This window comes from Streptomyces sp. NPDC050161 (assembly GCF_044460025.1).
Classification (GTDB): domain Bacteria; phylum Actinomycetota; class Actinomycetes; order Streptomycetales; family Streptomycetaceae; genus Streptomyces.
Genome location: NZ_JBITJM010000011.1, coordinates 1 through 22,503 on the forward strand (window position 1 = coordinate 1; position 22,503 = coordinate 22,503).

General features: G+C 73.0%; 22 protein-coding genes and 1 tRNA gene. 12 read left to right on the forward strand and 11 right to left on the reverse strand.

Features of this window, described 5'->3' with window-relative positions; genetic code table 11:
- The first annotated feature begins 185 nt into the window (after positions 1 to 185).
- The 3 genes from ACIBK8_RS19065 to ACIBK8_RS19075 all read left to right on the forward strand — a co-directional run bounded on the left by ACIBK8_RS19065 (position 186) and on the right by ACIBK8_RS19075 (position 3,389).
- Entirely contained in the window at positions 186 to 962 is a 777-nt protein-coding gene (locus ACIBK8_RS19065; RefSeq protein WP_399043019.1) for an SDR family oxidoreductase, read from the forward strand.
- Positions 963 to 1,058: 96 nt separating this feature from the next.
- A complete protein-coding gene (locus ACIBK8_RS19070; protein WP_399043020.1) occupies positions 1,059 to 2,720 on the forward strand; it encodes an AMP-binding protein in 1,662 nt (553 codons plus the stop codon).
- 63 nt (positions 2,721 to 2,783) lie between these two features.
- Positions 2,784 to 3,389: a TetR/AcrR family transcriptional regulator gene (locus ACIBK8_RS19075; protein ID WP_393686287.1), complete on the forward strand. Its 606-nt coding sequence runs from the start codon at positions 2,784 to 2,786 to the stop codon at positions 3,387 to 3,389.
- A gap of 141 nt (positions 3,390 to 3,530) precedes the next feature.
- Here the strand turns inward: ACIBK8_RS19075 and ACIBK8_RS19080 are convergent, their stop codons facing one another.
- The 7 genes from ACIBK8_RS19080 to ACIBK8_RS19110 form a co-directional block, all read right to left on the reverse strand.
- The gene (locus ACIBK8_RS19080) at positions 3,531 to 4,745 is read right to left on the reverse strand and encodes an acyl-CoA dehydrogenase family protein (protein ID WP_399043021.1); all 1,215 of its coding nucleotides are present in this window, start codon (positions 4,743 to 4,745) and stop codon (positions 3,531 to 3,533) included.
- Positions 4,746 to 4,752: 7 nt separating this feature from the next.
- Positions 4,753 to 5,805: a phosphotransferase family protein gene (locus ACIBK8_RS19085; protein WP_399043022.1), complete on the reverse strand. Its 1,053-nt coding sequence runs from the start codon at positions 5,803 to 5,805 to the stop codon at positions 4,753 to 4,755.
- Between the two features lie 180 nt (positions 5,806 to 5,985).
- Positions 5,986 to 6,906, reverse strand: a complete 921-nt coding sequence (locus tag ACIBK8_RS19090) for an MBL fold metallo-hydrolase (RefSeq protein ID WP_399043023.1) — start codon at positions 6,904 to 6,906, stop codon at positions 5,986 to 5,988.
- Between the two features lie 201 nt (positions 6,907 to 7,107).
- On the reverse strand, positions 7,108 to 7,464 hold the full coding sequence (locus ACIBK8_RS19095) for a DUF202 domain-containing protein (RefSeq protein ID WP_399043024.1): 357 nt from the start codon (positions 7,462 to 7,464) through the stop codon (positions 7,108 to 7,110).
- A 3-nt stretch (positions 7,465 to 7,467) separates the two neighbouring features.
- Positions 7,468 to 7,872: a YidH family protein gene (locus ACIBK8_RS19100; protein ID WP_399043025.1), complete on the reverse strand. Its 405-nt coding sequence runs from the start codon at positions 7,870 to 7,872 to the stop codon at positions 7,468 to 7,470.
- A 49-nt stretch (positions 7,873 to 7,921) separates the two neighbouring features.
- Positions 7,922 to 8,455 carry an NUDIX hydrolase gene (locus ACIBK8_RS19105; RefSeq protein ID WP_399043026.1) on the reverse strand — a complete coding sequence of 178 codons (534 nt, stop codon included), beginning with the start codon at positions 8,453 to 8,455 and terminating at the stop codon, positions 7,922 to 7,924.
- 76 nt (positions 8,456 to 8,531) lie between these two features.
- Entirely contained in the window at positions 8,532 to 9,419 is an 888-nt protein-coding gene (locus ACIBK8_RS19110; protein ID WP_393686276.1) for a DMT family transporter, read from the reverse strand.
- A gap of 208 nt (positions 9,420 to 9,627) precedes the next feature.
- Here ACIBK8_RS19110 and ACIBK8_RS19115 point away from each other — a divergent pair, with 208 nt between their 5' ends.
- The 5 genes from ACIBK8_RS19115 to ACIBK8_RS19135 all read left to right on the forward strand — a co-directional run bounded on the left by ACIBK8_RS19115 (position 9,628) and on the right by ACIBK8_RS19135 (position 16,319).
- Positions 9,628 to 11,283, forward strand: a complete 1,656-nt coding sequence (locus ACIBK8_RS19115; protein WP_399043027.1) for an FAD-binding dehydrogenase — start codon at positions 9,628 to 9,630, stop codon at positions 11,281 to 11,283.
- Between the two features lie 383 nt (positions 11,284 to 11,666).
- The gene (locus tag ACIBK8_RS19120) at positions 11,667 to 12,617 is read left to right on the forward strand and encodes a hypothetical protein (protein WP_399043028.1); all 951 of its coding nucleotides are present in this window, start codon (positions 11,667 to 11,669) and stop codon (positions 12,615 to 12,617) included.
- Positions 12,618 to 12,660: 43 nt separating this feature from the next.
- Positions 12,661 to 14,295, forward strand: a complete 1,635-nt coding sequence (locus tag ACIBK8_RS19125; protein WP_399043029.1) for an APC family permease — start codon at positions 12,661 to 12,663, stop codon at positions 14,293 to 14,295.
- 78 nt (positions 14,296 to 14,373) lie between these two features.
- On the forward strand, positions 14,374 to 15,018 hold the full coding sequence (locus ACIBK8_RS19130) for a helix-turn-helix domain-containing protein (RefSeq protein WP_399043030.1): 645 nt from the start codon (positions 14,374 to 14,376) through the stop codon (positions 15,016 to 15,018).
- The gene (locus ACIBK8_RS19135; protein ID WP_399043031.1) at positions 15,015 to 16,319 is read left to right on the forward strand and encodes an MFS transporter; all 1,305 of its coding nucleotides are present in this window, start codon (positions 15,015 to 15,017) and stop codon (positions 16,317 to 16,319) included. The genes ACIBK8_RS19130 and ACIBK8_RS19135 overlap by 4 nt, the downstream gene beginning before the upstream one ends.
- A 30-nt stretch (positions 16,320 to 16,349) precedes the next feature.
- On the opposite strand, the gene ACIBK8_RS19140 is transcribed toward ACIBK8_RS19135, so the two are convergent.
- Positions 16,350 to 16,751: a (2Fe-2S) ferredoxin domain-containing protein gene (locus ACIBK8_RS19140; RefSeq protein WP_393686266.1), complete on the reverse strand. Its 402-nt coding sequence runs from the start codon at positions 16,749 to 16,751 to the stop codon at positions 16,350 to 16,352.
- A gap of 144 nt (positions 16,752 to 16,895) precedes the next feature.
- Here ACIBK8_RS19140 and ACIBK8_RS19145 point away from each other — a divergent pair, with 144 nt between their 5' ends.
- Complete coding sequence (locus tag ACIBK8_RS19145) at positions 16,896 to 18,281, forward strand: cytochrome P450 (RefSeq protein WP_399043032.1); 1,386 nt, start codon at positions 16,896 to 16,898, stop codon at positions 18,279 to 18,281.
- A gap of 46 nt (positions 18,282 to 18,327) precedes the next feature.
- Here ACIBK8_RS19145 and ACIBK8_RS19150 read toward each other — a convergent pair whose 3' ends face one another.
- Positions 18,328 to 19,002 (reverse strand): HAD family hydrolase, encoded by a 675-nt coding sequence (locus ACIBK8_RS19150; protein ID WP_399043033.1) that lies wholly within the window; start codon positions 19,000 to 19,002, stop codon positions 18,328 to 18,330.
- Between the two features lie 129 nt (positions 19,003 to 19,131).
- A tRNA-Leu gene (locus tag ACIBK8_RS19155) sits at positions 19,132 to 19,219 on the reverse strand.
- A 309-nt stretch (positions 19,220 to 19,528) separates the two neighbouring features.
- Here ACIBK8_RS19155 and ACIBK8_RS19160 point away from each other — a divergent pair.
- The 3 genes from ACIBK8_RS19160 to ACIBK8_RS19170 all read left to right on the forward strand — a co-directional run bounded on the left by ACIBK8_RS19160 (position 19,529) and on the right by ACIBK8_RS19170 (position 22,141).
- Complete coding sequence (locus ACIBK8_RS19160; protein WP_399043034.1) at positions 19,529 to 20,854, forward strand: M20/M25/M40 family metallo-hydrolase; 1,326 nt, start codon at positions 19,529 to 19,531, stop codon at positions 20,852 to 20,854.
- 150 nt (positions 20,855 to 21,004) lie between these two features.
- Entirely contained in the window at positions 21,005 to 21,238 is a 234-nt protein-coding gene (chpH, locus tag ACIBK8_RS19165) for a chaplin ChpH (protein ID WP_393686258.1), read from the forward strand.
- 141 nt (positions 21,239 to 21,379) lie between these two features.
- Positions 21,380 to 22,141 (forward strand): chaplin family protein, encoded by a 762-nt coding sequence (locus ACIBK8_RS19170; RefSeq protein ID WP_399043035.1) that lies wholly within the window; start codon positions 21,380 to 21,382, stop codon positions 22,139 to 22,141.
- Positions 22,142 to 22,269: 128 nt separating this feature from the next.
- Here ACIBK8_RS19170 and ACIBK8_RS19175 read toward each other — a convergent pair whose 3' ends face one another.
- Positions 22,270 to 22,458 carry a DUF5703 family protein gene (locus ACIBK8_RS19175; RefSeq protein ID WP_006607658.1) on the reverse strand — a complete coding sequence of 63 codons (189 nt, stop codon included), beginning with the start codon at positions 22,456 to 22,458 and terminating at the stop codon, positions 22,270 to 22,272.
- Positions 22,459 to 22,503 lie beyond the last annotated feature (45 nt).

Sequence of the window (22,503 nt, forward strand, 5' to 3'; positions counted from 1 at the left end):
TCTGGTGCGTGCGCTCGCAAGGCGGAGGGTCTTCCCGGTACTGGGCGTACCGGGGAGATCCCGACAACGCGGCGAGCGTGCGTGCCAGGCGTCGCAGGGCGGGGGGCACCTCCCGGACGGAGTCTGGGGGAGGGAGTTCGACGACAGGCCCCAGGCGAGCCGAGAGCGACCGAGGGAGAGCCAGCGTGGAAGCCGTACGGGACCAGGCCGTCGTCGTGACCGGAGCGGGCGGGGGGATCGGCGCCGCGCTGGCCCGCAGGTTCGCCGCCGAAGGCGCCCGGGTGGTGGTCAACGACCTCGACGCGGCCAAGGCGGCCAGGACCGCGCGGGAGATCGGCGCGGTCGCGGTACCCGGCGACGCGTCCGCCGTCGTGCCCGCCGCGCGCGAGGCGCTCGGCGGCGCCGTCGACATCTTCTGCGCCAACGCCGGCGTCGGCACCGGCGGCGGCCCCGAGGCGCCCGACGAGGACTGGGCGCTGGCCTGGGACGTCAACGTCATGGCGCACGTACGGGCGGCGCGCGAGCTGCTGCCCGGCTGGCTGGCGCGGGGCAGCGGCAGGTTCGTCTCCACGGTGTCGGCCGCCGGCCTGCTCACCATGGTCGACGCGGCGCCGTACAGCGTCACCAAGCACGGCGCGTACGCCTTCGCCGAGTGGCTGTCGCTGACCTACCGGCACCGCGGCATCGACGTGCACGCGATCTGCCCGCAGGGCGTACGCACCGACATGCTGGCCGCCACCGGCGCCGCCGGGGACCTCGTGCTGACCCCCACCGCCGTCGAGCCGTCCCAGGTCGCCGACGCGCTCTTCGACGCGATGCACGAGGACCGTTTCCTGGTCCTGCCGCACCCGGAGGTCGCCGGCTACTACACCGCGCGCGCCACCGAACCGGACCGCTGGCTCGGCGGCATGAACCACCTCCAGCGCAAGTTGGAGCAGGCCGAGGGCCGCGACGTGCGGTAGCCGGGCCGGCCTGGCGCCGGCCGGGCCACCCCGCGCACCACCCCGGATGTGCCTTCAGGGACGATCAGGCGATCAGGAAGAAAGGGCCGCACCCCGATGACCACGTACCAGGACAAGCCGTGGCTGACGCAGCTCAACGACGCGCAGCGGGCCCCCGTCCGGCCGCCCGCCTCGACGCTGCACGCCTTCCGTGACGCGGTCGGCCGGGCCCCCGACCGCACCGCGCTCGCCTACTTCGACGGCCGGCTCTCCTACGCGGAGACCGACGCGCTCTCCGACGGGATCGCCGCGCACCTCGCCGGGCGCGGTTTCCGGCGCGGCGACCGGGCGGCGGTCATGCTCCAGAACACCCCGCACTTCGTGCTCGCCGTCCTCGGCGTGTGGAAGGCCGGCGGCGTGGTCGTCCCCGTCAACCCCATGTACAAATCGGGCGAGATGACGCACATCCTGAGCGACGCCGAGGTCACCGCCGTCGTCTGCGCCGACCGCACCTGGGACGCCTTCCTCCGCGCCACCGCAGCCGAAGCCCCGTCCGTACGGATCGCCCTGACCGCCTGTGAGGCGGGACTCCAGACCCGCGACGACACCCGGGTGCTGCGCGGCGAGCGGCTCGGGCCGCGGGAGGGCGCCGACGACCTGCTGACCGTGGCGCGGGCGGCGGGCGCCCCGTACCCGGTGCCCGAAGACGCCGGGCTCACCGCCGACGACGTGGCGCTGATCAGCTACACGTCGGGCACCAGCGGCACCCCCAAGGGCGCCACCAACACCCACGGCAACATCACCTACAACGCCGAACGCCAGCGCACCGGCCTCGGCGTGCCCGAGGGCGGCACCTACTTCGCGCTCGCCCCGCTCTTCCACATCACCGGCATGGTCTGCGAACTGATCGCCTCCTTCGCCAACGCCGGCACCCTCGCGCTGGCCTACCGCTTCGACGCCGGCGTGGTCCTCGACGCCTTCCTGGAGCACCGCCCCGCCTTCACCGTCGGCCCGTCCACCGCCTACATGGCCCTGATGGCGCACCCCGGGGTCACCCGCGACCACTTCGCGTCGTTCGCGACCCTGTCATCGGGCGGCGCGCCGCTGCCGCCCGCTCTGGTGGAGTCCTTCCGCGCCGGCTTCGGTCCCTACCTGCACAACGGCTACGGGCTGACCGAGTGCACCGCCCCGTGCGCCAGCGTCCCGCCCGGCAAGCGGGCACCGGTCGACAAGGTCTCCGGCACCCTCGCGGTCGGCGTGCCGGGCCCCGACACCGTCGTACGGATCATGGACGAGGACGGCCGGGACGTGCCGTTCGGCGAGCAGGGCGAGATCGCGGTACGCGGCCCCCAGGTCGTGCCCGGCTACTGGCGGCGCCCCGACGCCACCGCCGAGGCGCTGCCGGACGGTGAACTCCGTACCGGCGACATCGGGTTCATGGACCGCGACGGCTGGCTCTACGTCGTCGACCGCAAGAAGGACATGATCAACGCCTCCGGCTTCAAGGTCTGGCCCCGGGAGGTCGAGGACGTCCTCTACACCCACCCGGCGGTGCGCGAGGCGGCGGTCGTCGGCGTGCCCGACGCCTACCGCGGGGAGTCGGTGAAGGCGTACGTCAGCCTGCGGCCCGGCAGTGAAGCGGACCCCGCCGGGCTGTCCGGCTACTGCGCGGAACGGCTGGCGGCGTACAAATATCCCCGGGAGGTCGAGATCCTGCCCGAGCTGCCGAAGACCACGAGTGGCAAGATCCTCCGACGGGAGCTGCGCGACCGTGCCTGACGTGGGCGCGCCCCGCGCCCGGCTCCCGAAGGACCCGCGTACGACGAAGGACAGGTGAGGGCGATGGCCGGCACGAAGGACGGCGCCACCGGCGGCGCCACGAAGCCGGTGGCCCAGCGGCTGCTCGCCACCGCCACCAGGCTCTTCGCCGAGCAGGGCTACGACCGCACGTCCGTCCAGGAGATCGTCGACGCGGCGGGAGTCACCAAGGGCGCGCTCTACCACTACTTCGGCTCCAAGGACGACCTGCTGCACGAGGTCTACGGCCGGGTGCTGCGCCTCCAGCAGGAGCGCCTCGACCACTTCGCCGGCGCCGACGCCCCGGTCGAGCAGCGGCTGCGGGACGCCGCCGCCGACGTCGTGGTCACCACCATCGAGAACCTCGACGACACCAAGATCTTCTTCCGTTCGATGCACCACCTGGGACCGGAGAAGGACAAGCAGGTGCGGGCCGAACGGCGGCGCTACCACGAGCGGTTCCGGGCGCTGGTCGAGGAGGGGCAGCGTGCCGGTGTGTTCGCCGCCGACATCCCCGCCGACCTCGTCGTGGACTACCACTTCGGCTCCGTCCACCACCTCGGCACCTGGTACCGCGAGTGCGGCCCGCTCACCCCGCAGCAGGTCGCCGACCACCTCGCCGACCTGCTGCTGCGGGCACTGCGCCCGTAGCCGGGAACGCTGCGTCCGTAGGCGGGAACGCTGCGCCCGCAGCCGGGAACACCACCCCGCCCCCCGGCGTTGTGGCCCCGCAGGGGGCGCGCCCGACCCCTACGGGAGGCGTTCGACCGCGCCCTACGGATACCCGTACGTCTACCGGTACCGCTTCAGCTCACGCCGGGCCAGCGAGCGCTGGTGCACCTCGTCGGGGCCGTCCGCGAGTTGCAGCGTCCGGGCGCCCGCCCACAGTTCGGCCAGCGGGAAGTCCTGGCTGACGCCGCCCGCGCCGTGCAGCTGCACCGCCTTGTCGAGGATGTCCACGACGGTGCGCGGGGTGGCGATCTTGATGGCCTGGATCTCGGTGTGCGCGCCCTTGTTGCCGACGGTGTCCATCAGCCAGGCGGTCTTCAGCACCAGCAGCCGCAGCTGTTCCACCGCGACCCGCGCGTCCGCGATCCACTCCTGGACGACGCCCTGCTGGGCCAGCGGCTTGCCGAACGCGGTACGTGCCACCGCTCGCTTGCACATCAGCTCGATGGCGCGCTCGGCCATGCCGATCAGCCGCATGCAGTGGTGGATCCGTCCCGGGCCCAACCGCGCCTGGGCGATGGCGAAGCCGCCGCCCTCCTCGCCGATGAGGTTGCCGGCCGGCACCCGCACGTCGTCGAAGATCACCTCGGCGTGCCCGCCGTGGTAGTGGTCCTCGTAGCCGTAGACCTGCATGGCGCGCTTGACGGTCAGGCCGGGGGTGTCGCGCGGCACCAGCACCATCGACTGCTGGCGGCGGATGTCCTCGCCGTCCGGGTCGGTCTTGCCCATCACGATGAAGATCTGGCACAGCGGGTTCATCGCGCCGGAGATGTACCACTTGCGGCCGTTGATGACGTAGTCGTCGCCGTCCCGGGCGATGTGCGTCTCGATGTTCGTCGCGTCCGACGACGCCACATCGGGCTCGGTCATCGCGAACGCCGACCGGATCTCGCCGGCCAGCAGCGGATCGAGCCACTGCTTGCGCTGCGCGGCGTTGCCGAACTGCGCCAGCACCTCCATGTTGCCGGTGTCGGGCGCCGCGCAGTTCAGCGCGGTCGGCGCCAGCTGCGGGCTGCGGCCGGTGATCTCGGCGAGCGGCGCGTACTGGAGGTTGGTCAGCCCGGCGCCGTGCTGTGCGTCGGGCAGGAAGAGGTTCCACAGGCCCTGCCGCCGCGCCTCGGCCTTCAGGTCCTCGACGACCGCCGGGGTGTCCCAGGGGGAGGCGAGCTGCGCCCGCTGTTCGTGGACGGTCTCCTCGGCGGGCAGGACGTGCTCGTCCATGAACGCCAGCAGCTGCTCGCGGAGTTCTTCCGTCCTGGCGTCGAATGCGAAGTCCATGGGTGGCTCAGCCTTCCTTGAGGGTGGTCAGTCCGCGGTCGATGAACACGGGCACCAGCTCGCCGATCCGGTCGAAACCGGCGCCGACGGTCTGGCCGAGCGTGAAGCGGTAGTGGATGCCTTCGAGGATCACGGCGAGCTTGAACCAGGCGAAGGCCGTGTACCAGGCGATGGCCGAGGTGTCCCGGCCGGAGCGGGTGGCGTAGCGCTCGATCAGCTCGGCGGGGGAGGGGTGGCCGGGCGCGCCGCTCGTGGTGCTGACCGGCGAGGCGGGCAGGCCCAGGTCCGCGCTGTACATCGCCAGCAGCCCGAGGTCGGTCAGCGGATCGCCGAGGGTGGACATCTCCCAGTCCAGGACCGCCTTGAGGGTGTCGTCGGCGCCGACGAGGACGTTGTCGAGGCGGTAGTCGCCGTGCACGACGGCCGCCGCGGACGAGGCGGGCAGCCTCCGGCCCAGCGTCTCGTGCAGCTCGTCGATGCCCGGCAGGTCACGGTTCTTGGACGCTGCCAACTGCTTTCCCCAGCGCCGCAGTTGACGCTCCAGGAAGCCGTCGGGGCGCCCGAAGTCGCCGAGGCCCACCGCTTCGGGGCCGACCGCGTGCAGGTCGACGAGGGTGTCGACGAGCGAGAGCACCACCGCGCGGGTGCGCTCGGCGCCCAGCGGCGCCAGCTGCTCGGCCGTGCGGTACGGCGTGCCGTCGACCAGCTCCATCACGTAGAAGGGCGCGCCGATGACCGACTCGTCCTCGCACAGCAGCAGCGCTTCGGGCACCGGTACGGGGGTGCCGTGCAGCGCGCTGATCACCCGGTGCTCGCGCCGCATGTCGTGTGCGGTGGCGAGGACATGGCCCAGCGGCGGGCGGCGCACGACCCAGGACGAGGTGCCGTCGGCGACGCGGTAGGTGAGGTTGGACCGCCCGCCTTCGATCAGCTGCGCGCGCAGCGGCCCTGCGGTGAGACCCGGCCGCGCGCGCTCCAGATGGCCGCGCAGATTCTCCAGGTCGAGGCCGGGTGGAGTCTCCCGGTCCGCGCCCGGTGGGGGAGGGGTGCCCTTGCTCATCGTGCTCCTCCGTACGGAGTGGACGGCCGGACTCCGGACGGTGCCGGCCGCTGGGTCACTGAGTCGCTGGGCACGATCATGCCGACTAGTCGGTATGGAGTCCAGAGGTGGAACATGGGGCGTCGGTCACGCACGGGCGCGCGGACCCGCGACCGGGGCCCGCGCGCCCGCCGCCGGCCCTCAGGCGTGGCAGCAGATCGGCACCCCGCCGTTGAGCGCCGTCATGTCCCCGAACCCCATCAGCGCGTCCAGCGGCGCCCCCGGCTCGCCGCCCGCCTGCTCCGCGTACGCGCGGTGCAGGTTGGCCACCAGCCGCTCGCTCTCGGCCAGTTCGGCGAACGGCCCGAGGTCGGCGTCCCTGGCCACCTCCAGCGGCGTCCGCCCGTCCGCCCTGCCCTGCCGCGCCAGCTCGTCGACGAACCGCAGATAGCGCTCGATGCCGTCGTACACCTCGGGCCCGGTCACCCGACCGTGCCCCGGGACGACGGTCACCGCGTCCAGCGAGCGCAGCAGCTCCAGCGCGCGCAGCGACCCGGCGAGCGAGCCCATGAAGACGAACGGGGTACCGCCGTTGAAGACCAGGTCGCCGGTGAAGACGATGCGCTGCTGCGGCAGCCAGACGATCGTGTCGCCCGGGGTGTGGGCCACGCCCGGGTGGATCAGCTGCACCTCTATGTCCCCGACGTGCACGGTGAGGGTGTCGGTGAAGGTCACCGACGGCGGCGTCAGCGGCGTCTCGCCGTAGTCCACGTCCGGCCACACCGCGTGCAGTTGGAGCCCGGCGGCGAGCAGCTCGCTGCGGCAGGCGGCGTGCCCGATGACCGTCGCACCGGGTGTGAACACCGCGTTGCCGTAGGTGTGGTCGCCGTGGTGGTGGGTGTTGACGACGGTGCGCGGGGCCGGGGCGCCGCTCTCCGCGATCATGCGGGCCAGCAGCCGCGCCCGGCGCTCGGTGGCCGCGGTGTCCACCACCAGGGTCGTGGAGCCGTCGGTCACCACACCGGCGTTGTTCAGGCACCAGCCGCCGTCCGGCTGGACGAACGCGCTGACCCCGGGGGCCAGTTCGGTGAGGTAGGGCTCGGCGAGCTGAGGCTCGGTCATGCGGGGGTTCCTCCAAGGCGATGGGTACACACCCGCCGCCCCGGGGACGGCCGTTGTGGCTCCCCGGCCGTGGCGGCGGGTCGCGTCACCGTACCGCCGGAGCCACCCGGGCCCGCAGGCCGGGACACCGCCGTGACCTGCGGCCCGTCGTCGGCCTGCGGTCCGTCGCCCGGCGCCGCGGACGCCCCGGCACCGGTCCGTTCACAGCCCCGGCAGCAGCAGGGCCGCGCCCAGGACCGCGAAGGCGACCGTGCAGCCGGCCAGCAGCAGGGCGCTGCGCGGCGCCAGGGAGGGGGGCCGGCCCGCGGCCATCGCCCGTATCCGGCGGTGCGCCACCAGCCCGAACACCAGCCACGCCACCCCCACCAGTGCCACCGCCGCCACCTGGACGGCCCCCGGTGCCCGGCTCTGCGCCAGTTGCCGGGCGGCCAGCACCGTGACCGCCGTGCAGGACAGGGTGGTACGCCGCCACGCCAGCCGGGTGCGTTCGGGCTGGAGCCCGGGATCCCGGTCGTCCCGCGCCGGCGGCCCGGCGCCCCGGTGTTCTCCCGTGGCCATCGGTCAGCGGGTCCAGCCGAGCGCGACCAGGACCACCATCGCCACCGCCAATGCCCCGACCCCCAGGGCCAGCAGCGAGGGGAAGCGGGAGACCGGCAGATCCGTGCCGCGCCGCATGGCCCGTTCGCAGCGCACCCAGTGGTTCACCGCGCGCACCGCACAGAGCGCCCCGCACACCAGCAGGAAGACGGTGAACGTCACCCGCAGCCAGGGGTGCAGCCCCGGCAGGAACTGGTCCACCGCGAAGCCGCCGCCGACCAGCGCGAGGCCGGTCCGCAACCAGGCGAGCAGGGTGCGTTCGTTGGCCAGCGAGAAGCGGTAGTCGGGGGTGGTGCCCTCCTCGCGGACCCGCGCGGGCGAGAGCCACAGCCGTACCGCCGCGCCGAGCGACCGCAGTCCGTCGATCATGGCCGAAACCCTACCGGCCGGTCCGCGCCGCCCTCGGGCGCCGTGGACATCAGCCCTTCCCGGAGGCGCGCCACTCCAGCATCCGCCGGTACGCCGCCAGTCCGTCCGGCACCCACGGCCACTCGTCGAGGCGCTGCGTCAGCTCGTCATCCGTCAGGAACGTGTGCCAGGCGACCTCCGACTCCTGCGGAGCGACCGGCAGCGTGCAGCGCACTTCGTAGACCGCCGACCACCAGGAGTGCCCGTCCTCCTCGTAGAGGAAGGTGAAACGCGGCTCCGGCTGCCCGAGCCCCTCGACCCCCAGCTCCTCCTCGGCCTCGCGCAGGGCCGCCTCGTCGTAGCTCTCGCCGGCTCCCACGACCCCGCCGACGAACATGTCGTAATGCGAGGGGAAGACCAGCTTCCGGTCGGTCCTGCGGTGCACGAAGATCCGGTCATCGGCGTCCCTGACCAGGACGAAAGCGCACCGGTGCCGCAGGTTGCGGGCGTATGCCTCACCGCGCGGCGCCTGCCCCACCACCCGGTCGCACTCGTCGACGATGTCGAGGATCTCGTCCGCGTTGAGCGGTTGCTGATCAGTCATGGGCCCATGCAATCACCCGCGCGGGCCGGGCGGCCGGGAGGGCCCGCACGCCGCGGCCGGGCGCCGGGCCGCCGCTTCAGTGCGGCTGCAACGCGCGCAGCGGGTGGTGCCTGCCCGAGCCCGGCGGCATCGCCGGATGCCTGCCGATCAGGACGATGCCCACGACGATCGCCACGATCCCGGCCGCCTCCCAGGCCAGCGCACCGGGGGTCAGCCGGAGCCGGTCGCCGAGGAACCCCACCCCGCAGGCGATCCCGGCCAGCGGCTGCGCCGCCGTCAGCGCGGGCAGCGACAGCCGCAGCGGCGCCGACTCGAAGGCGCTCTGCACCAGGAGCAGCGCCGTCACCCCGAGCACGAGCACCGTGTACGGCTGCCAGCTGGTGGCGATCGCCGGCCAGCCGCCCCGCGTGAAGAGATCGCCGCTCATCCGGGTCAGCGCGTCCTGGAGCCCGTAGAGCAGTCCGGCGGCGACCCCCAGCAGCGCCGCCTCCAGGGCCAGCCACACGCGCTTGGCGCAGGCCGTCAGCAGCAGGGCGGTGCCCAGGACGATGCCCATGATCAGCCACTGGACCAGCGGATCGGCCGCGCTGCGCCCGCCGTGCGGCCGGCCCGCCACGATGAAGGCCGTGACACCACCGGCCAGCAGCCACAGGCCGGCCCAGCCGCTGCGGCCGAGCCGCTGCCGGGTCAGCCACCGCGACAGCGCCATCGCGAACAGCAGGTTCGTCGCCAGCAGCGGCTCGACCAGCGTGATGTCGCCCATCCCCAGCGCGAAGGCGCCGAGCGCCATGCCGCACACCATCAGCCCGATGCCGGCCAGCCAGCGCGGCATCCGCATCAGATCGAGCAGCAGCCGCGGGGAGAGGAAGTCCTTCATGGGGGCGTGCTGCGCCGCCGCCTGCTGGAAGACGAAGCCCAGCCCCAGACAACAGGCCGCGCCCAGGGCCAGCAGGATCACCGTCACGTCGCACACCTCGTATCGCGCGGGGTGGAGGTGTGCCTGAGGATAGCCACCCGAAGGCCCGGGTGCGGTGGCCGTCGTCGCCCCGGCCTGCCGCGGCGGCCGTGCTGACCGGTCGGTAGCACATGGTTGACGGCGGTGGCCGGGGCGCTGAGGATCGGATCACCACGGCGGCCGGGGCGTCCGGCGCGCCCCGGTGAGGAGAGCTGAGATGGCGTACGACGCTGATGTGATCGTGATAGGCGCGGGTCTGGCGGGCCTGGCGGCCACCGCGGAGCTCGTGGACGCGGGCCGCAAGGTGATCCTCATCGACCAGGAACCCGAGCAGTCCATCGGCGGGCAGGCCCACTGGTCCTTCGGCGGCCTCTTCCTCGTCGACTCTCCCGAACAGCGCCGGCTGCGGATCCGCGACAGTCACGCCCTCGCCTGGCAGGACTGGCTCGGCACCGCAGGCTTCGACCGCCCCGAGGACCACTGGCCCCGCAAATGGGCCGAGGCGTACGTCGACTTCGCCGCGGGCGAGAAGCGCTCCTGGCTGCACCGGCAGGGCCTGCGGCTGTTCCCCGTCGTCGGCTGGGCCGAGCGGGGCGGCTACGACGCGACGGGGCACGGCAACTCCGTGCCGCGCTTCCACATCACCTGGGGGACGGGCCCCGGCATCGTCGCGCCGTTCGAGCGGCGGGTGCGCGCCGGTGTCGCCCGCGGCCTGGTGGAGCTGCGCTTCAGGCACCGGGTGACGGGGCTCGCGCGCAGCGCGGGCAGCGTGGACACGGTCAGCGGCGAGGTCCTGGTGCCGTCGGCCGCCGAGCGCGGCACGCCCAGCAGCCGCGAGGTGGCCGGCGCCTTCGAGCTGCGCGCGCAGGCCGTGATCGTGACGTCGGGCGGCATCGGCGGCAACCACGACCTGGTGCGGGCCAACTGGCCCGAGCGGCTCGGCACCCCGCCGCGGCGGATGCTGTCCGGGGTGCCCGCGCACGTGGACGGCAAGATGCTGGGCATCGCCGAGGCGGCCGGCGGCCGGATCATCAACCGCGACCGCATGTGGCACTACACCGAGGGCATCGACAACTGGAACCCGATCTGGCCGATGCACGGCATCCGGATCCTGTCGGGCCCGTCCCCGCTGTGGCTGGACGCCACCGGCAAGCGGCTGCCGGTGCCGCTCTTCCCCGGCTTCGACACCCTCGGCACCCTCGAACACATCATGCGGACCGGCCACGACCACACCTGGTTCGTGCTCACCCGGAAGATCATCGAGAAGGAGTTCACGCTCTCCGGATCGGAGCAGAATCCGGATCTGACCGGAAAGAGCATCCGCGACGTGCTCGGCAGGGCCCGCGGCGGCGCGCCCGGCCCGGTGCAGGCGTTCATGGACCACGGCGTGGACTTCCTCGTCGAGCGGTCGCTCGGCACGCTGGTCCGCCGGATGAACGAGCTGACCGGCGAGCCGCTGATCGACGAGGCGGCGCTGCGCGGCGAGATCGTCGCACGCGACCGCGAGATCGCCCACCCCTTCACCAAGGACCTCCAGGTCACCGCGGTGCGCGGAGCCCGCAAGTACCTCGGCGACCGGCTGATCCGCACCGCGGCCCCGCACCGGCTGCTCGACCCCAAGGCGGGCCCGCTGATCGCCGTACGCCTCAGCATCCTCACCCGCAAAACGCTCGGCGGGCTGGAGACGGACCTCTCCTCGCGGGTGCTGGGCGAGGACGGCGCTCCTCTGCCGGGTGTCTACGCGGCGGGCGAGGCGGCCGGATTCGGCGGCGGCGGTGTGCACGGCTACCGCTCCCTGGAGGGCACCTTCCTCGGCGGCTGCCTGTTCTCCGGGCGCACCGCGGGCCGGGCGGCGGCGAAGGCGGTGGACTGACGGGGCGTCAACAGGTGTCCCGGCGCGCCCGCGCCCTTGCTGAGCGAATGGTCAACACCCAGGAAAGCAAGCGGAGTTGACGGATTCGGTCATTCGCCGCACAGCCTTGACGCCGGGCAGTGCCGCCCGCTTTGCTGTGCGTGACCAACCGGTGGCGGACCGGGTACGGATCCTGCACACGCGGGCCGCGCTACGGAGCCGGACACCCGCGCCCCGAGGATGCCCCGCACCGCCCCGCCCGGCCCACGGCCCCACCCCGCACGGGTGACGCCGCCGCGCCGGGAGACCGGGGCAGGTGCGGGCGGACCGTCCCGCCCGGCCACCAAGGACGACACACGGTGAGGTGAACGCGCGGTGCAGCACGTCATGGAGGCACCTCTTCCATGACCCCTCCGCCACCACCCCTGGGCCGCCCCCGCCGCAAGGACGCGCCGGTCCTCACCCCGGCCCTGGGTGACACCCAACTCACGGCGGCGGCCGACGCGTTGGCCCACGGCAGATGGGCGCGGGTACGCACCCTGCTCGCCCGGACCGGCGAGGACTGGGACCGCAGGGGTCACCGTCTGGTCGTGCTCGGCGCGACACCGGGCGCCGCCGCCTGGGCCCGCGAGTGGCTGCTCGCCGAACCCGAGAGCGGCGACGCCGCGACCCTCGCCGCCCTCGCCGCCGTGCATCTCGCCCTGCACGGCAAGGAGGACACCGGAACGGCCGAAACCGCCTGCCGGACCGCGGCCCGTATGCTGCCCGCCGACCCCACCCCCTGGCTCGGCTCCCTCCTGCTGGCCCGCCGCGACGGCACCCCCGACAGTCGCGAGCAGGCGTTCGACCGGATCAGGGCCCGCCACCCCGATCACCACCACGCCCACCACCTCATGGCGGCCTGCCTCGCCGAACACCAACAGGGCACCGCCGACGACCCGTTGCACCAGGTCTACGACTTCGCCGCCTGGGCCGCCGAACAGGCACCCGCCGACTCCCCGCTCGCCGTCCTGCCCGTCGTCGCCCACGCCGAGCGCTACCGCGTACTGGCCGCGGCCGGCGCCGCGCCCCGCGACCCGCGGGACTCCGCGCACTGGACCACCCGCCGCGCCCGCCAGGCCATGAAGACCGCCTTCGACTGGTGGCTGGAGTGGGAGGGCGATGACCACCCGCGCGGCAAGGTCGACCTCAACTTCCTCGCCCACGCCAAGTTCCACGAAGGCCGGATGGCCGAGGCGGCGGCCCTCTTCCACCGCATCGGCCCCTACGTCACCCCGGCGCCCTGGTCGTACCCGGACCGCGACGCCCGTAAGGCGTTCAAGGCCGCCCGCGACACCGCGTTCCGCTCCATCTGACCCGGCGCCGCTCACCCCGCCCCACGGAAAGGACAACCCCGCCATGCCGACGGGCAGTTCGGGACGTACGCGCAGCGCCGCCACCGCGCACCGCACCGGGCGGCCGGACCGACCCCAGGGCGCGATCAGCACCTTCAAAGGGCAGGAACGCGCGCTGCGGGCCGGCCGGATCGGCACCCCGGGACTGCTGCTGTCCGTCCTCGCCGCCAGCGCCCCGCTGATGGCCGTCGCCGGGGTCATGGTGACCACCTATCAGGTCATGGGGATCGTCGGGCAGCCGCTGCTGTTCGTCATCCTCGGCGTGGTCATGGCCCTGTTCGGCGTCGGCTACGCCGAGATGAGCCGGCACGTCCACAACGCCGGAGCCTTCTACGCGTACATCGCCCGCGGCCTCGGCGGCACCGTCGGATCCGGCGCCGCCTGCGTCGCCCTCACCGCCTACAGCGCCCTCCAGGTCGGCATCTACGGCATCTTCGGCTTCGAGGTCGCCGGACTCATCGGCCGCTACCTGTCGGTGACCGTCGCCTGGTGGATCCCCGCGTCGGCCGGGGTGGCCGTCATCGGGGCGCTCGGCGCCCTGAAGATCGACCTCAACGCCAAGGTGCTCGGCGTCCTGCTCGTCATCGAGGTCGCCCTGATCGCCGTCTTCGACGTCGCGTTCGCCGCCGCACCGGGACCGCAGGGCCTGTCCCTGCGCGCCTTCGACCCGGCCGCGCTCGGCGGGGCGGGACTCGGCACCGCCCTGTGCTTCGCCGTCGCCGCGTTCGTCGGCTTCGAACAGGCCCCCGTCTACGCCGAGGAGACCAGCCGCCCGCAGACCGTCGTGGCCCGGGTGATGTTCCTCGCCGTCGGCTTCGTCGCGGTGTTCTTCGCCGTCAGCTCCTGGCTCATCGGCGTCGCCACCGGCCCGGGGAACGTCGTCGCCGCGGCCGGCAAGGAGGGCCCGGGGCTGATCTTCTCGCTCACCGGGCCCAGGCTCGGCGCCGCCTTCACCGACGCCCTGCACCTGTTCTTCGTGACCGGGATCTTCGCCTCGATGCTCAGCTTCCACAACGTCGTGGCCCGCTACGCCTTCGCGATGGGCCGCGAGGGCCTGCTGCCCGCCGCCCTCGGCAGGACCGCGAAGGCCGGCGGCGCCCCGGTCACCGGCTCCCTGCTCCAGACCGTCGTCTCGGCCGTCGTCGTCCTCGGCTTCGCACTCGGCGACCACTCCACGGCAGGCGACCCCGCCACCCCCGTCCTCGCCCTCTTCACCTGGGGCGGCAACGTCGGCGCGCTCGGCGTGATCCTGCTGATGGCCACCGCGTCCGTCGCCGTCATCGCCTTCTTCGTCCGCCGCGGCGCGGGCCGCGTCCAGGCCGTCAGGCTGCTCGCCTCCGGCCTCGCCGCGCTGGCCCTGCTGGCCGTACTGGCCTACGCCGTCAAGGACTTCGACGTCCTGGTCGCCGCGGAGCGGGGCTCCGCCCTGCGCTGGCTGCTGCCGTCGCTGATCGGCGTCGCGGCCCTCGCCGGCCTCGTCCACGGCCGGGTGCTGCGGGTGCGCAGACCGGCCGTGCACGCCGGGATCGGCCTGGGCAACGAAGCCTTCCAACTGGAGAAAGCGGCCGGAGACGGTCACGGAACACCGCCGCCCGCGCCGCACCACGCCGCCCCGGAGAAGCGCCGGCCGTGCCCGTGACGGCCACCGCCGCAACCCGCCCCGCCCAGTTGCAGAGAAACCTCTGCAAAGGACTCTCTGCATCCCTACCCTGAGCACATGACCGAGGCCCACGAGCAGCCCACGCCCCCGGGGCAGGAGCCGGCACCCTCCGGCGCCCGGCCCACCCGCCACCTGGACGCCCGCAGCCTGCGCGGCATCGCCCACCCGCTGCGGATGCGGATCCTGGAACTGCTGACCCTCGACGGCCCCGACACCGCCACCGGACTCGGCCGCCGCCTCGACGAGAACACCGGCACGGTCAGCTGGCACCTGCGCCACCTCGCCGACCACGGCTTCATCGAGGAGGAGACCGGCCGCGGCACCCGCCGCGAGCGCTGGTGGCGCGCGGTCGCGGTCACCCGCAACCTCGACACCAACCGCTTCCGCGACGACCCCGGCAGCCGGGCCGCACTCGGCATCTACGTCGACGAAATCGTCCGGCAGCAGTTCCGGCAGGTCGCCCGCTACGTCGCCGAGGACTGGGATCCGGCCTGGCGGGACGCCGGAACCCTCACCCAGTGGCACGACCTGCGCCTGACCAGTGACCAACTCGCCGCGCTCAACGAGGAGTTGGCCGAGGTCGTGGACCGGCACCGGGCGGCGGCACGGCAGCCGCCGGCGGAGAGCGGACCCGCGCCGGACTCCCGGCCCGTCCTCGTCCAGCTGCAGTCCTTCCCCCGCAAGGAACGGCACCGGACGTGAGCGGACTGCTGCGCAGGCACCGGGACTTCCGGCTGCTGTGGTGCGGCGAGACCGCGGGAAAGTTCGGCGCCGCGGTCACCGGCGTCGCCCTGCCGCTGGTCGCGGTCGCCACCCTGCGGGCCGGCACCTTCGCCGTCGGCCTCCTCGCGGCGTGCAGCTGGCTCCCGTGGCTGCTGATCGGCCTCCCGGTCGGCGTCTGGGTGGACCGGGTGCGCCGCCGGCCCCTGATGCTGGCCGCCGCTTCCCTCTCGCTGGCCCTGTTCACCGCCGTCCCCCTGATCGCCGCCGCCGGCGGGCTCACCATCGGCCTGCTGATCGCGCTCGCCCTGCTGGCGGGCGCCGCCGCGGTGGTCTTCCAGACCGCCTACAGCGCCTACCTCCCCGTCCTCCTCGCCCCCGCCGACCGCGCGGAGGGCAACGCCGCCCTGCACGGCAGCGCGTCGGCCGCACAGATCGCCGGACGGGGGGCGGCCGGCGCGCTCATCCCCTGGGCGGGCGCGGTCGGCGGGCTCTTCGCCCAGGCGGCGGCCTTCCTGGTGTCCGTCCTGTGCCTGCTGGGCATCCGCCACCGCGAGCCCCGCCCGGCCACCGCTCCCGGCGGCCCGCGCGCCATGACCGCCGAGGTCGCCGCGGGGCTGCGACTGGTCGCCCGCGACCCGTGGTTCCGTACGCTGACGCTCTTCGGCGCCGCGTCCAACCTCGCCCTGATGGGGTACCAGTCGCTGCTCCCGGTCTTCCTGGTCCGCGAGGCCGGCCTGTCGCCCGCCGCCGTCGGCGGACTGCTGGCCGCGGCCGGCACGGGCGGACTGGCCGGCGCCTTCCTGGCCCGCCGGGCCGCCGACAGGTTCGGCACCGCCCGCGCCACCCTGCTGTGCGAACTGCTGCTGCCCCTGCCGGTGTTGCTGATCCCGCTGACGTCCGCGGGCGCCGGCGCCCTGCTGTACCTCGCGGGCGGATGTGCCGTCTCGGCCGGTGTGGTGGCGGGGAACATCATCAAGGCGGGCTTCCAGCAACGCCGTTGCCCACCGCACCTGCTCGGCCGGCTCACCGCCTGCGCCGCCTTCCTCAACTACGGAACGCTGCCGCTGGGCGCCCTGCTCGGCGGCGCACTCGGCTCCCTGCTCGGCGTCCGCACCGCGATGTGGATCACGACGGCGGGTGTCCCGCTCGCCGGCCTGATCCTGCTCTGCTCCCCGGTCCGCCGGGTCCGCGAGCTGCCGGGGGCCGACCCCGGTCCCGGACCGGGGAACGCAACCGCCCCGGCGGCCGAAGGGAACCACCCCGCACAGCCCACCACATGAGCACCGGACCCGGCCTCACGACCTGGGGAGTCAGCTCTCCAGCGCCTCCCGCACGCGCCGCGACACCGTGAACGCGTACAGATCGAGCACCCCGGGCGGCGGCGCGATGCCGGGACCGCCCGCACGGATCCACGCCGCGATGTCCGCCAGCGCGTCGTCGTCGTTGACCAGACCCAGCCACACCGGCCGCCCGCCCGCCGCCCGGCCCGCGGCCGACGGCTGCACCACGACCACATTGGCCTGATCGCAGACGTCCAGACACTCGGAGGCCCGTACCGGCGCGGCACCCGCGAGCGCGGCCCGCAGCCGGGGAATCTGCCCGGCGTGATCAACACCCGGGATCTTGGCGCCGTCGCCGCAGCAGCAGCCACGGCACACGGTGACCCGGCAGGGTGTCTCGACGGCCGCCCGGCCGGAACGCTTGGAGCTCATTGCCCCCATGCTACGGGGGCGCCCCGCCCGGCCCCACGGGCCGTCGCCCCCGGCGGGACGGCCCCCGGCCACCGCACGCCGCCGTACCCCGGCCACTGCGCCAACACCCCGGTACACGACGGCATTTCAGGATAGGAATGCGGCATGACATCCCTCACCGCCCCCACCGGCACCGCCGTACCGGGCCCGGCAGGACTCCCCGTCATCGGCTCGATGCTGGACCTGCGGCGGGACTCGCTCGCCGCCTTCCTGAACGCCCAGCGCGCACACGGCGACGTGGTACGCCTCCAGGCCGGCCCGCCCGGCCTGCGCAGCGTCTTCTACGCCGCCTTCGCACCCGAGGGCGTCCAGCAGATCCTGGGCTCCGAAGCCGCCAACTTCCGCAAGGACCACCCGCTGTACGAAGAGGTCAGGCAGGCACTCGGCAACGGCCTGCTCACCAGCCAGGACGAGGACTACCTCCGGCAGCGGCGACTCGTGCAGCCGCTCTTCACCCGGCGCCGGGTCGACGGCTACGCCGCGGCCGTCACCACCGAGGCGGCCATCGTCGCCGACCGCTGGCGCACCGCGCGGCACGCCACCGTCGACGTGATGAGCGAGATGAACCGGCTCGCGCTGCGCACGGTCTCGCGCATCCTCTTCGGCACGGACGTGGAAGCCGCCGTCGACGCCGTCGACCGCTGCCTGCCGGTCATCAACTCCTACGTCGTGCGGCGCGCCTACGCACCCCTGACCCTCCCCAGGGACTGGCCGACCCCCGGCAACCGCAAGGTCATGGCGGCCATCGGCGAACTGACCGCCGCCTGCGACCGGATCGTCGCCGAGCGGCGCGCGGCACCCGGCGGCGCCGGACAGGACGCCGACGCCGACCTGCTGTCGCTGCTCGCGGCGGCCGGCAACGAAGCCGACGGCTCCCTCGACGCGACCGAGGTCCGCGAGCAGGTGCTGATCTTCCTGCTGGCCGGCCACGAGACCACCGCCACCTCCATGGCCTTCACCCTGCACCTCCTCGCCCGCCACCCCGAGCAGCGGGAACGGGTCCGCGCCGAGATCGACCGCGTCCTCGGCGACCGCACCGCCACCGCCGCCGACCTGGAACGCCTCCCGGAACTGACCATGGCACTCAAGGAGGCGATGCGGCTCTTCCCGCCGGCCCCGGTGATCAGCAGGCGCGCCGTCCGGGCCACCGAGATCGGCGGCCACCCCGTCCCCGCGGGCGCCGACGTGATCGTCTCGCCCTGGGTGACGCACCGCCACCCGGGCCTGTGGGACGACCCGGAACGCTTCGACCCGCAGCGCTTCACCCCCGAACGGGAGGCCGCCAGGCGCCGCTACGCCTGGTTCCCGTTCGGCGGCGGCCCGCGGGCCTGCATCGGGCAGCACTTCTCGATGCTGGAGTCGGTACTGGCCCTCGCGACCCTGCTGCGCGCCTACGACCTGGAGGCCGTGGACCACGACGTGCCGGTCGCCGCGGGCATCACCCTCCAGCCGATGGGCACCGCCCGCGTCCGGCTGCGCCCGCACGGCTGACACCCACGGCCGCGGCCCGCCGTCCGCGCGGCGGCGGGCCGCCACCTCAGAAGTGCTGCAACAGCTCGCCGAACGACGCCAGTTGCAGCACCTTCTCGTCGGCCGGGTCGATGTCCCCGTGCTCCAGCGACCAGGTCCTGTCGTGCGGGATGAACACCGCGTTCAGACCGGCCGACCGGGCGGGAAGAATGTCCGACTTCGGGGAGTTGCCGATCATCCAGGTCGTCTCCGGAACCAGCTGATACGCCCGCTTCAGCTCCTCGTACGTGGCCACGTCCTTCTCCGCGACGATGCGCACGTCCCGGAAGTGCCCGGTCAGCCCGGACGCCGCCACCTTGCGCCGCTGCTCGTCCGCCTCGCCCTTGGTCAGCATCAGCATCTCGTGCCGCCCGGACAGCTCGGCCAGCGTCTCCGGCACCCCGGCGATCAGCTCCACCCGGCTGTGGTCGAACCTCGCGGCCCACCCCGAGATCCGCGCCGACTCCGCCGCCGTCGCGGCCCGCCCGCGCAGCTCCACCAGGCACTCCCCGAGACTGCGCAGGAACACCTTGCCGCCGTAGCCGTGCGTCAGCGCGTTCGCCGCCTCGATCCCGTCGAGCACGGCCCGCGCCTGCGCCCTGTCGAGCCCGGGGCGCACCATCCACCCCAGGAATTCGTCGATGATCCGCTCGAAGATCACGTTGTTCTCCCACAACGTGTCGTCCGCATCGAAGATCAGCACCGGCCCGCCCTCTTTTCCCGCACTCCACCGACCTGCGCACCCTACTGATCCGACCCCGGCGAGCGCACCGGAAAAAATGCGCGAGCGCACCGGAAAAAGCAAAAGACCCCAGATCAACTGGGGTCTCGCTGGTGTCCGAGGGGGGACTTGAACCCCCACGCCCGATAAAGGGCACTAGCACCTCAAGCTAGCGCGTCTGCCATTCCGCCACCCGGACAAGGTGTCTGCCGTACCGGCTGGGCCGTTCCGACATGGAAAACAATAGCAAACCTTTCGGGGTGGTCGATCACCCGCACGGGGAGCCGGGAGCGGGGCTGTGACCAGGGCATGTCGGGAGTATTTCGGCCTTGGGCGCAGCGGCGGGGAGAGAGAGGATGGCAGTGGACCCCGCCGCGGACCGCGCTCCTCCAAAGGGGCGTGACGCGGCCGTGAACCCCAGAGGAGGCAGTGTGAGCGAGCTCTGCGAGCGAACCATGGAGAGGTGCGAGCCCCGCGGAAACGCGGCCGAGCGAAGCGAGGTTCCGGCATGAGCGAGTCGCAGCCGGCCCGTACGGTCACCGGCGAGGACGAGGTCGTCGACCTCTGCCGGGATCTGATCAGGATGGACACCAGCAACTACGGCGACCATTCGGGCCCCGGTGAGCGCGTGGCGGCCGAGTACGTCGCGGAGAAGCTCGCCGAGGTCGGTCTCGAACCGCAGATCTTCGAGTCGCACAAGGGCCGGGCGTCGACCGTCGCCCGGATCGCGGGCGAGGACCCCTCCCGGCCCGCGCTGCTCATCCACGGGCACACCGACGTCGTACCGGCCAACGCCGGTGACTGGACCCACCACCCCTTCTCCGGCGAGATCGCCGACGGGTGCGTGTGGGGCCGCGGCGCGGTCGACATGAAGGACATGGACGCCATGACGCTGGCGGTCGTCCGGGACCGGATGCGCTCCGGCCGGAAGCCGCCGCGGGACATCGTGCTGGCGTTCCTCGCCGACGAGGAGGCGGGCGGCACCTACGGCGCGCGCTACCTGGTCGACAAGCACCCCGGTCTCTTCGACGGCGTGACGGAGGCGATCAGCGAGGTCGGCGGCTTCTCCTTCACCGTCAACGAGAACCTGCGGCTCTACCTCGTCGAGACGGCGCAGAAGGGCATGCACTGGATGAAGCTGACCGTGGACGGCACCGCCGGACACGGTTCGATGATCCACCGGGACAACGCCATCACCGAACTGTCCGAAGCGGTCGGCCGGTTGGGCCGGTACGAGTTCCCGGTGCGGGTCACCAAGACGCTGCGGCACTTCCTGGACGAACTGGGTGACGCGCTGGGCACCGAGCTGGACCCGGAGGACATGGACGGCACGCTGGCCAAGCTCGGCGGCATCGCCAAGCTGATCGGCGCCTCGCTCAAGAACACCGCCAACCCGACCCAGCTCGGCGCCGGTTACAAGGTCAACGTCATCCCGGGACAGGCCACCGCCCACGTCGACGGCCGCTTCCTGCCCGGCTACGAGGAGGAGTTCCTGGCCGACCTCGACCGGATCCTGGGCCCGCGCGTCGTACGCGAGGACGTGCACGCCGACAAGGCGCTGGAGACCACCTTCGACGGCGCCCTGGTCGACGCGATGCAGTCCGCGCTGCGCGCCGAGGACCCGATCGCGCGGGCGGTGCCGTACATGCTGTCCGCGGGCACGGACGCCAAGTCCTTCGACGACCTGGGCATCCGCGGGTTCGGGTTCGCGCCGCTGAAGCTGCCGCCCGAGCTGGACTTCGCGGGCATGTTCCACGGCGTGGACGAGCGGGTGCCGGTGGACGGGCTCAAGTTCGGTGTGCGGGTGCTGGACCGGTTCATCGACCAGAGCTGAGGAACCGTAACAGGAGCAAACTGTCCGCTACTTGTTCCTGCTTCGCTGAAAAGAGTGAATACCGCGATCTGTTCGTAGCTTGAATGCCCTTCGCCTCGTTGCAGTGTGTGCGGTCCGCGGCTGGGATCGCATTGCCAACAAGGAGGAAGAATGATCAAGAAGGTCGTCGCTGCTGCGGCGCTCACCGGTGGTTTCGTGCTCGCCGGCGCGGGCCTGGCCGTTGCCGACTCGGGTGCTCTGGGTGGTGCCTCGCACTCCCCGGGCGTCGTGTCGGGCAACGTGATCCAGGTGCCGGTGCACGTCCCGGTCAACGTCTGCGGCAACACGATCTCCGTGGTCGGGCTGCTGAACCCCGCCTTCGGCAACACCTGCATCAACACCTGAAGTTGCACCTGAACCCGTAAGGGTCTGCTCCCGGTCGGCTCCGGAATGCGCCACTCGCGTTCCGGAGCCGCTGGGGATTTCGGCAGGCGGGGCGACCGTGCACCGCCCGCATTCCAAAGGAACAAGGCAGGGGAACAACCTATGAGACAGGTCGCACGAAAGGGCCTGATCACCGTGGCGGCTGCCGGTGGCGTTCTCGTCGCCGGCGCGGGTTTCGCCCACGCGGACGCGGGAGCCCAGGGCGGAGCGGCAGGCTCACCCGGCGTCGCATCCGGAAACACCATTCAGGTACCGGTCCACGTACCGGTGAACGCATGCGGAAACACCGTCAGTGTCGTCGGACTGCTGAACCCGGCATTCGGCAACGCCTGCGCCAACGGCTCCCAGGGCGGCGGTCACCACGACAACGGTGGCCGGCCCGACAACGGTGACCAGCACGCCAACCAGGGCGGCGGACACCAGGGCGGGCACGGCGGCTCCGGGGCCCAGGGCAGCGCCAAGGGTTCGCCCGGCGTCGGCTCGGGCAACAGCATCCAGGCGCCTATCGACGTCCCGGTCAACGCCTGCGGCAACAGCATCGACGTCGTCGGCCTGCTGAACCCCGCATTCGGCAACGACTGCGACAACGGCGCCAAGGTGCCGCCGACGAGCCCGGAGTACCCCGGTACGCCGGGCAAGCCGGAGCAGCCCCGTACCCCGTCGACGCCGGAGCACCCCTCCACGCCGAAGACGCCGGAGCTGCACGTGCAGACCGCATCGCACGCGAAGATCGCGACGCCTGAGCCCGCACAGGAGCTCGCGCACACCGGCGCCGGATCGATCGGGTACGCGATTCCGGCCAGCGCGGGTCTGCTGCTCGGCGGAGCCGTGCTCTACCGCAAGGCGCGCACCGCGCGCAGGTGATCACCGCACCCGGCATCGCATGACGAAGCGGGCTCCGCACCAGCGGGGCCCGCTTTGCCGTGCCAGGACCCCCGCCGCCCGCAACCGTTCCACCGGGGCGACGGTGCGTCACCGACGGGCACTTCAGGTCACCACGTGGCGCGAAGCTGGCGGATGATCCGGCGGCGCAGCCGCACCTTGCGGCTGCCGTCGGGATTGAGGCGGAGTCGGTCCAACTCCCAGTGTCCGTACTCGGCATGGTCGGTGAGCAGGCGTGTGGCGGCCTTGCGGGAGACCCCCCGAGGCACGTACACATCGCAGAATTCGTATTCCGGCATCGCATCTATTGTGCGGGACCGGCCCCGGTACGGATAGCGTCTGCA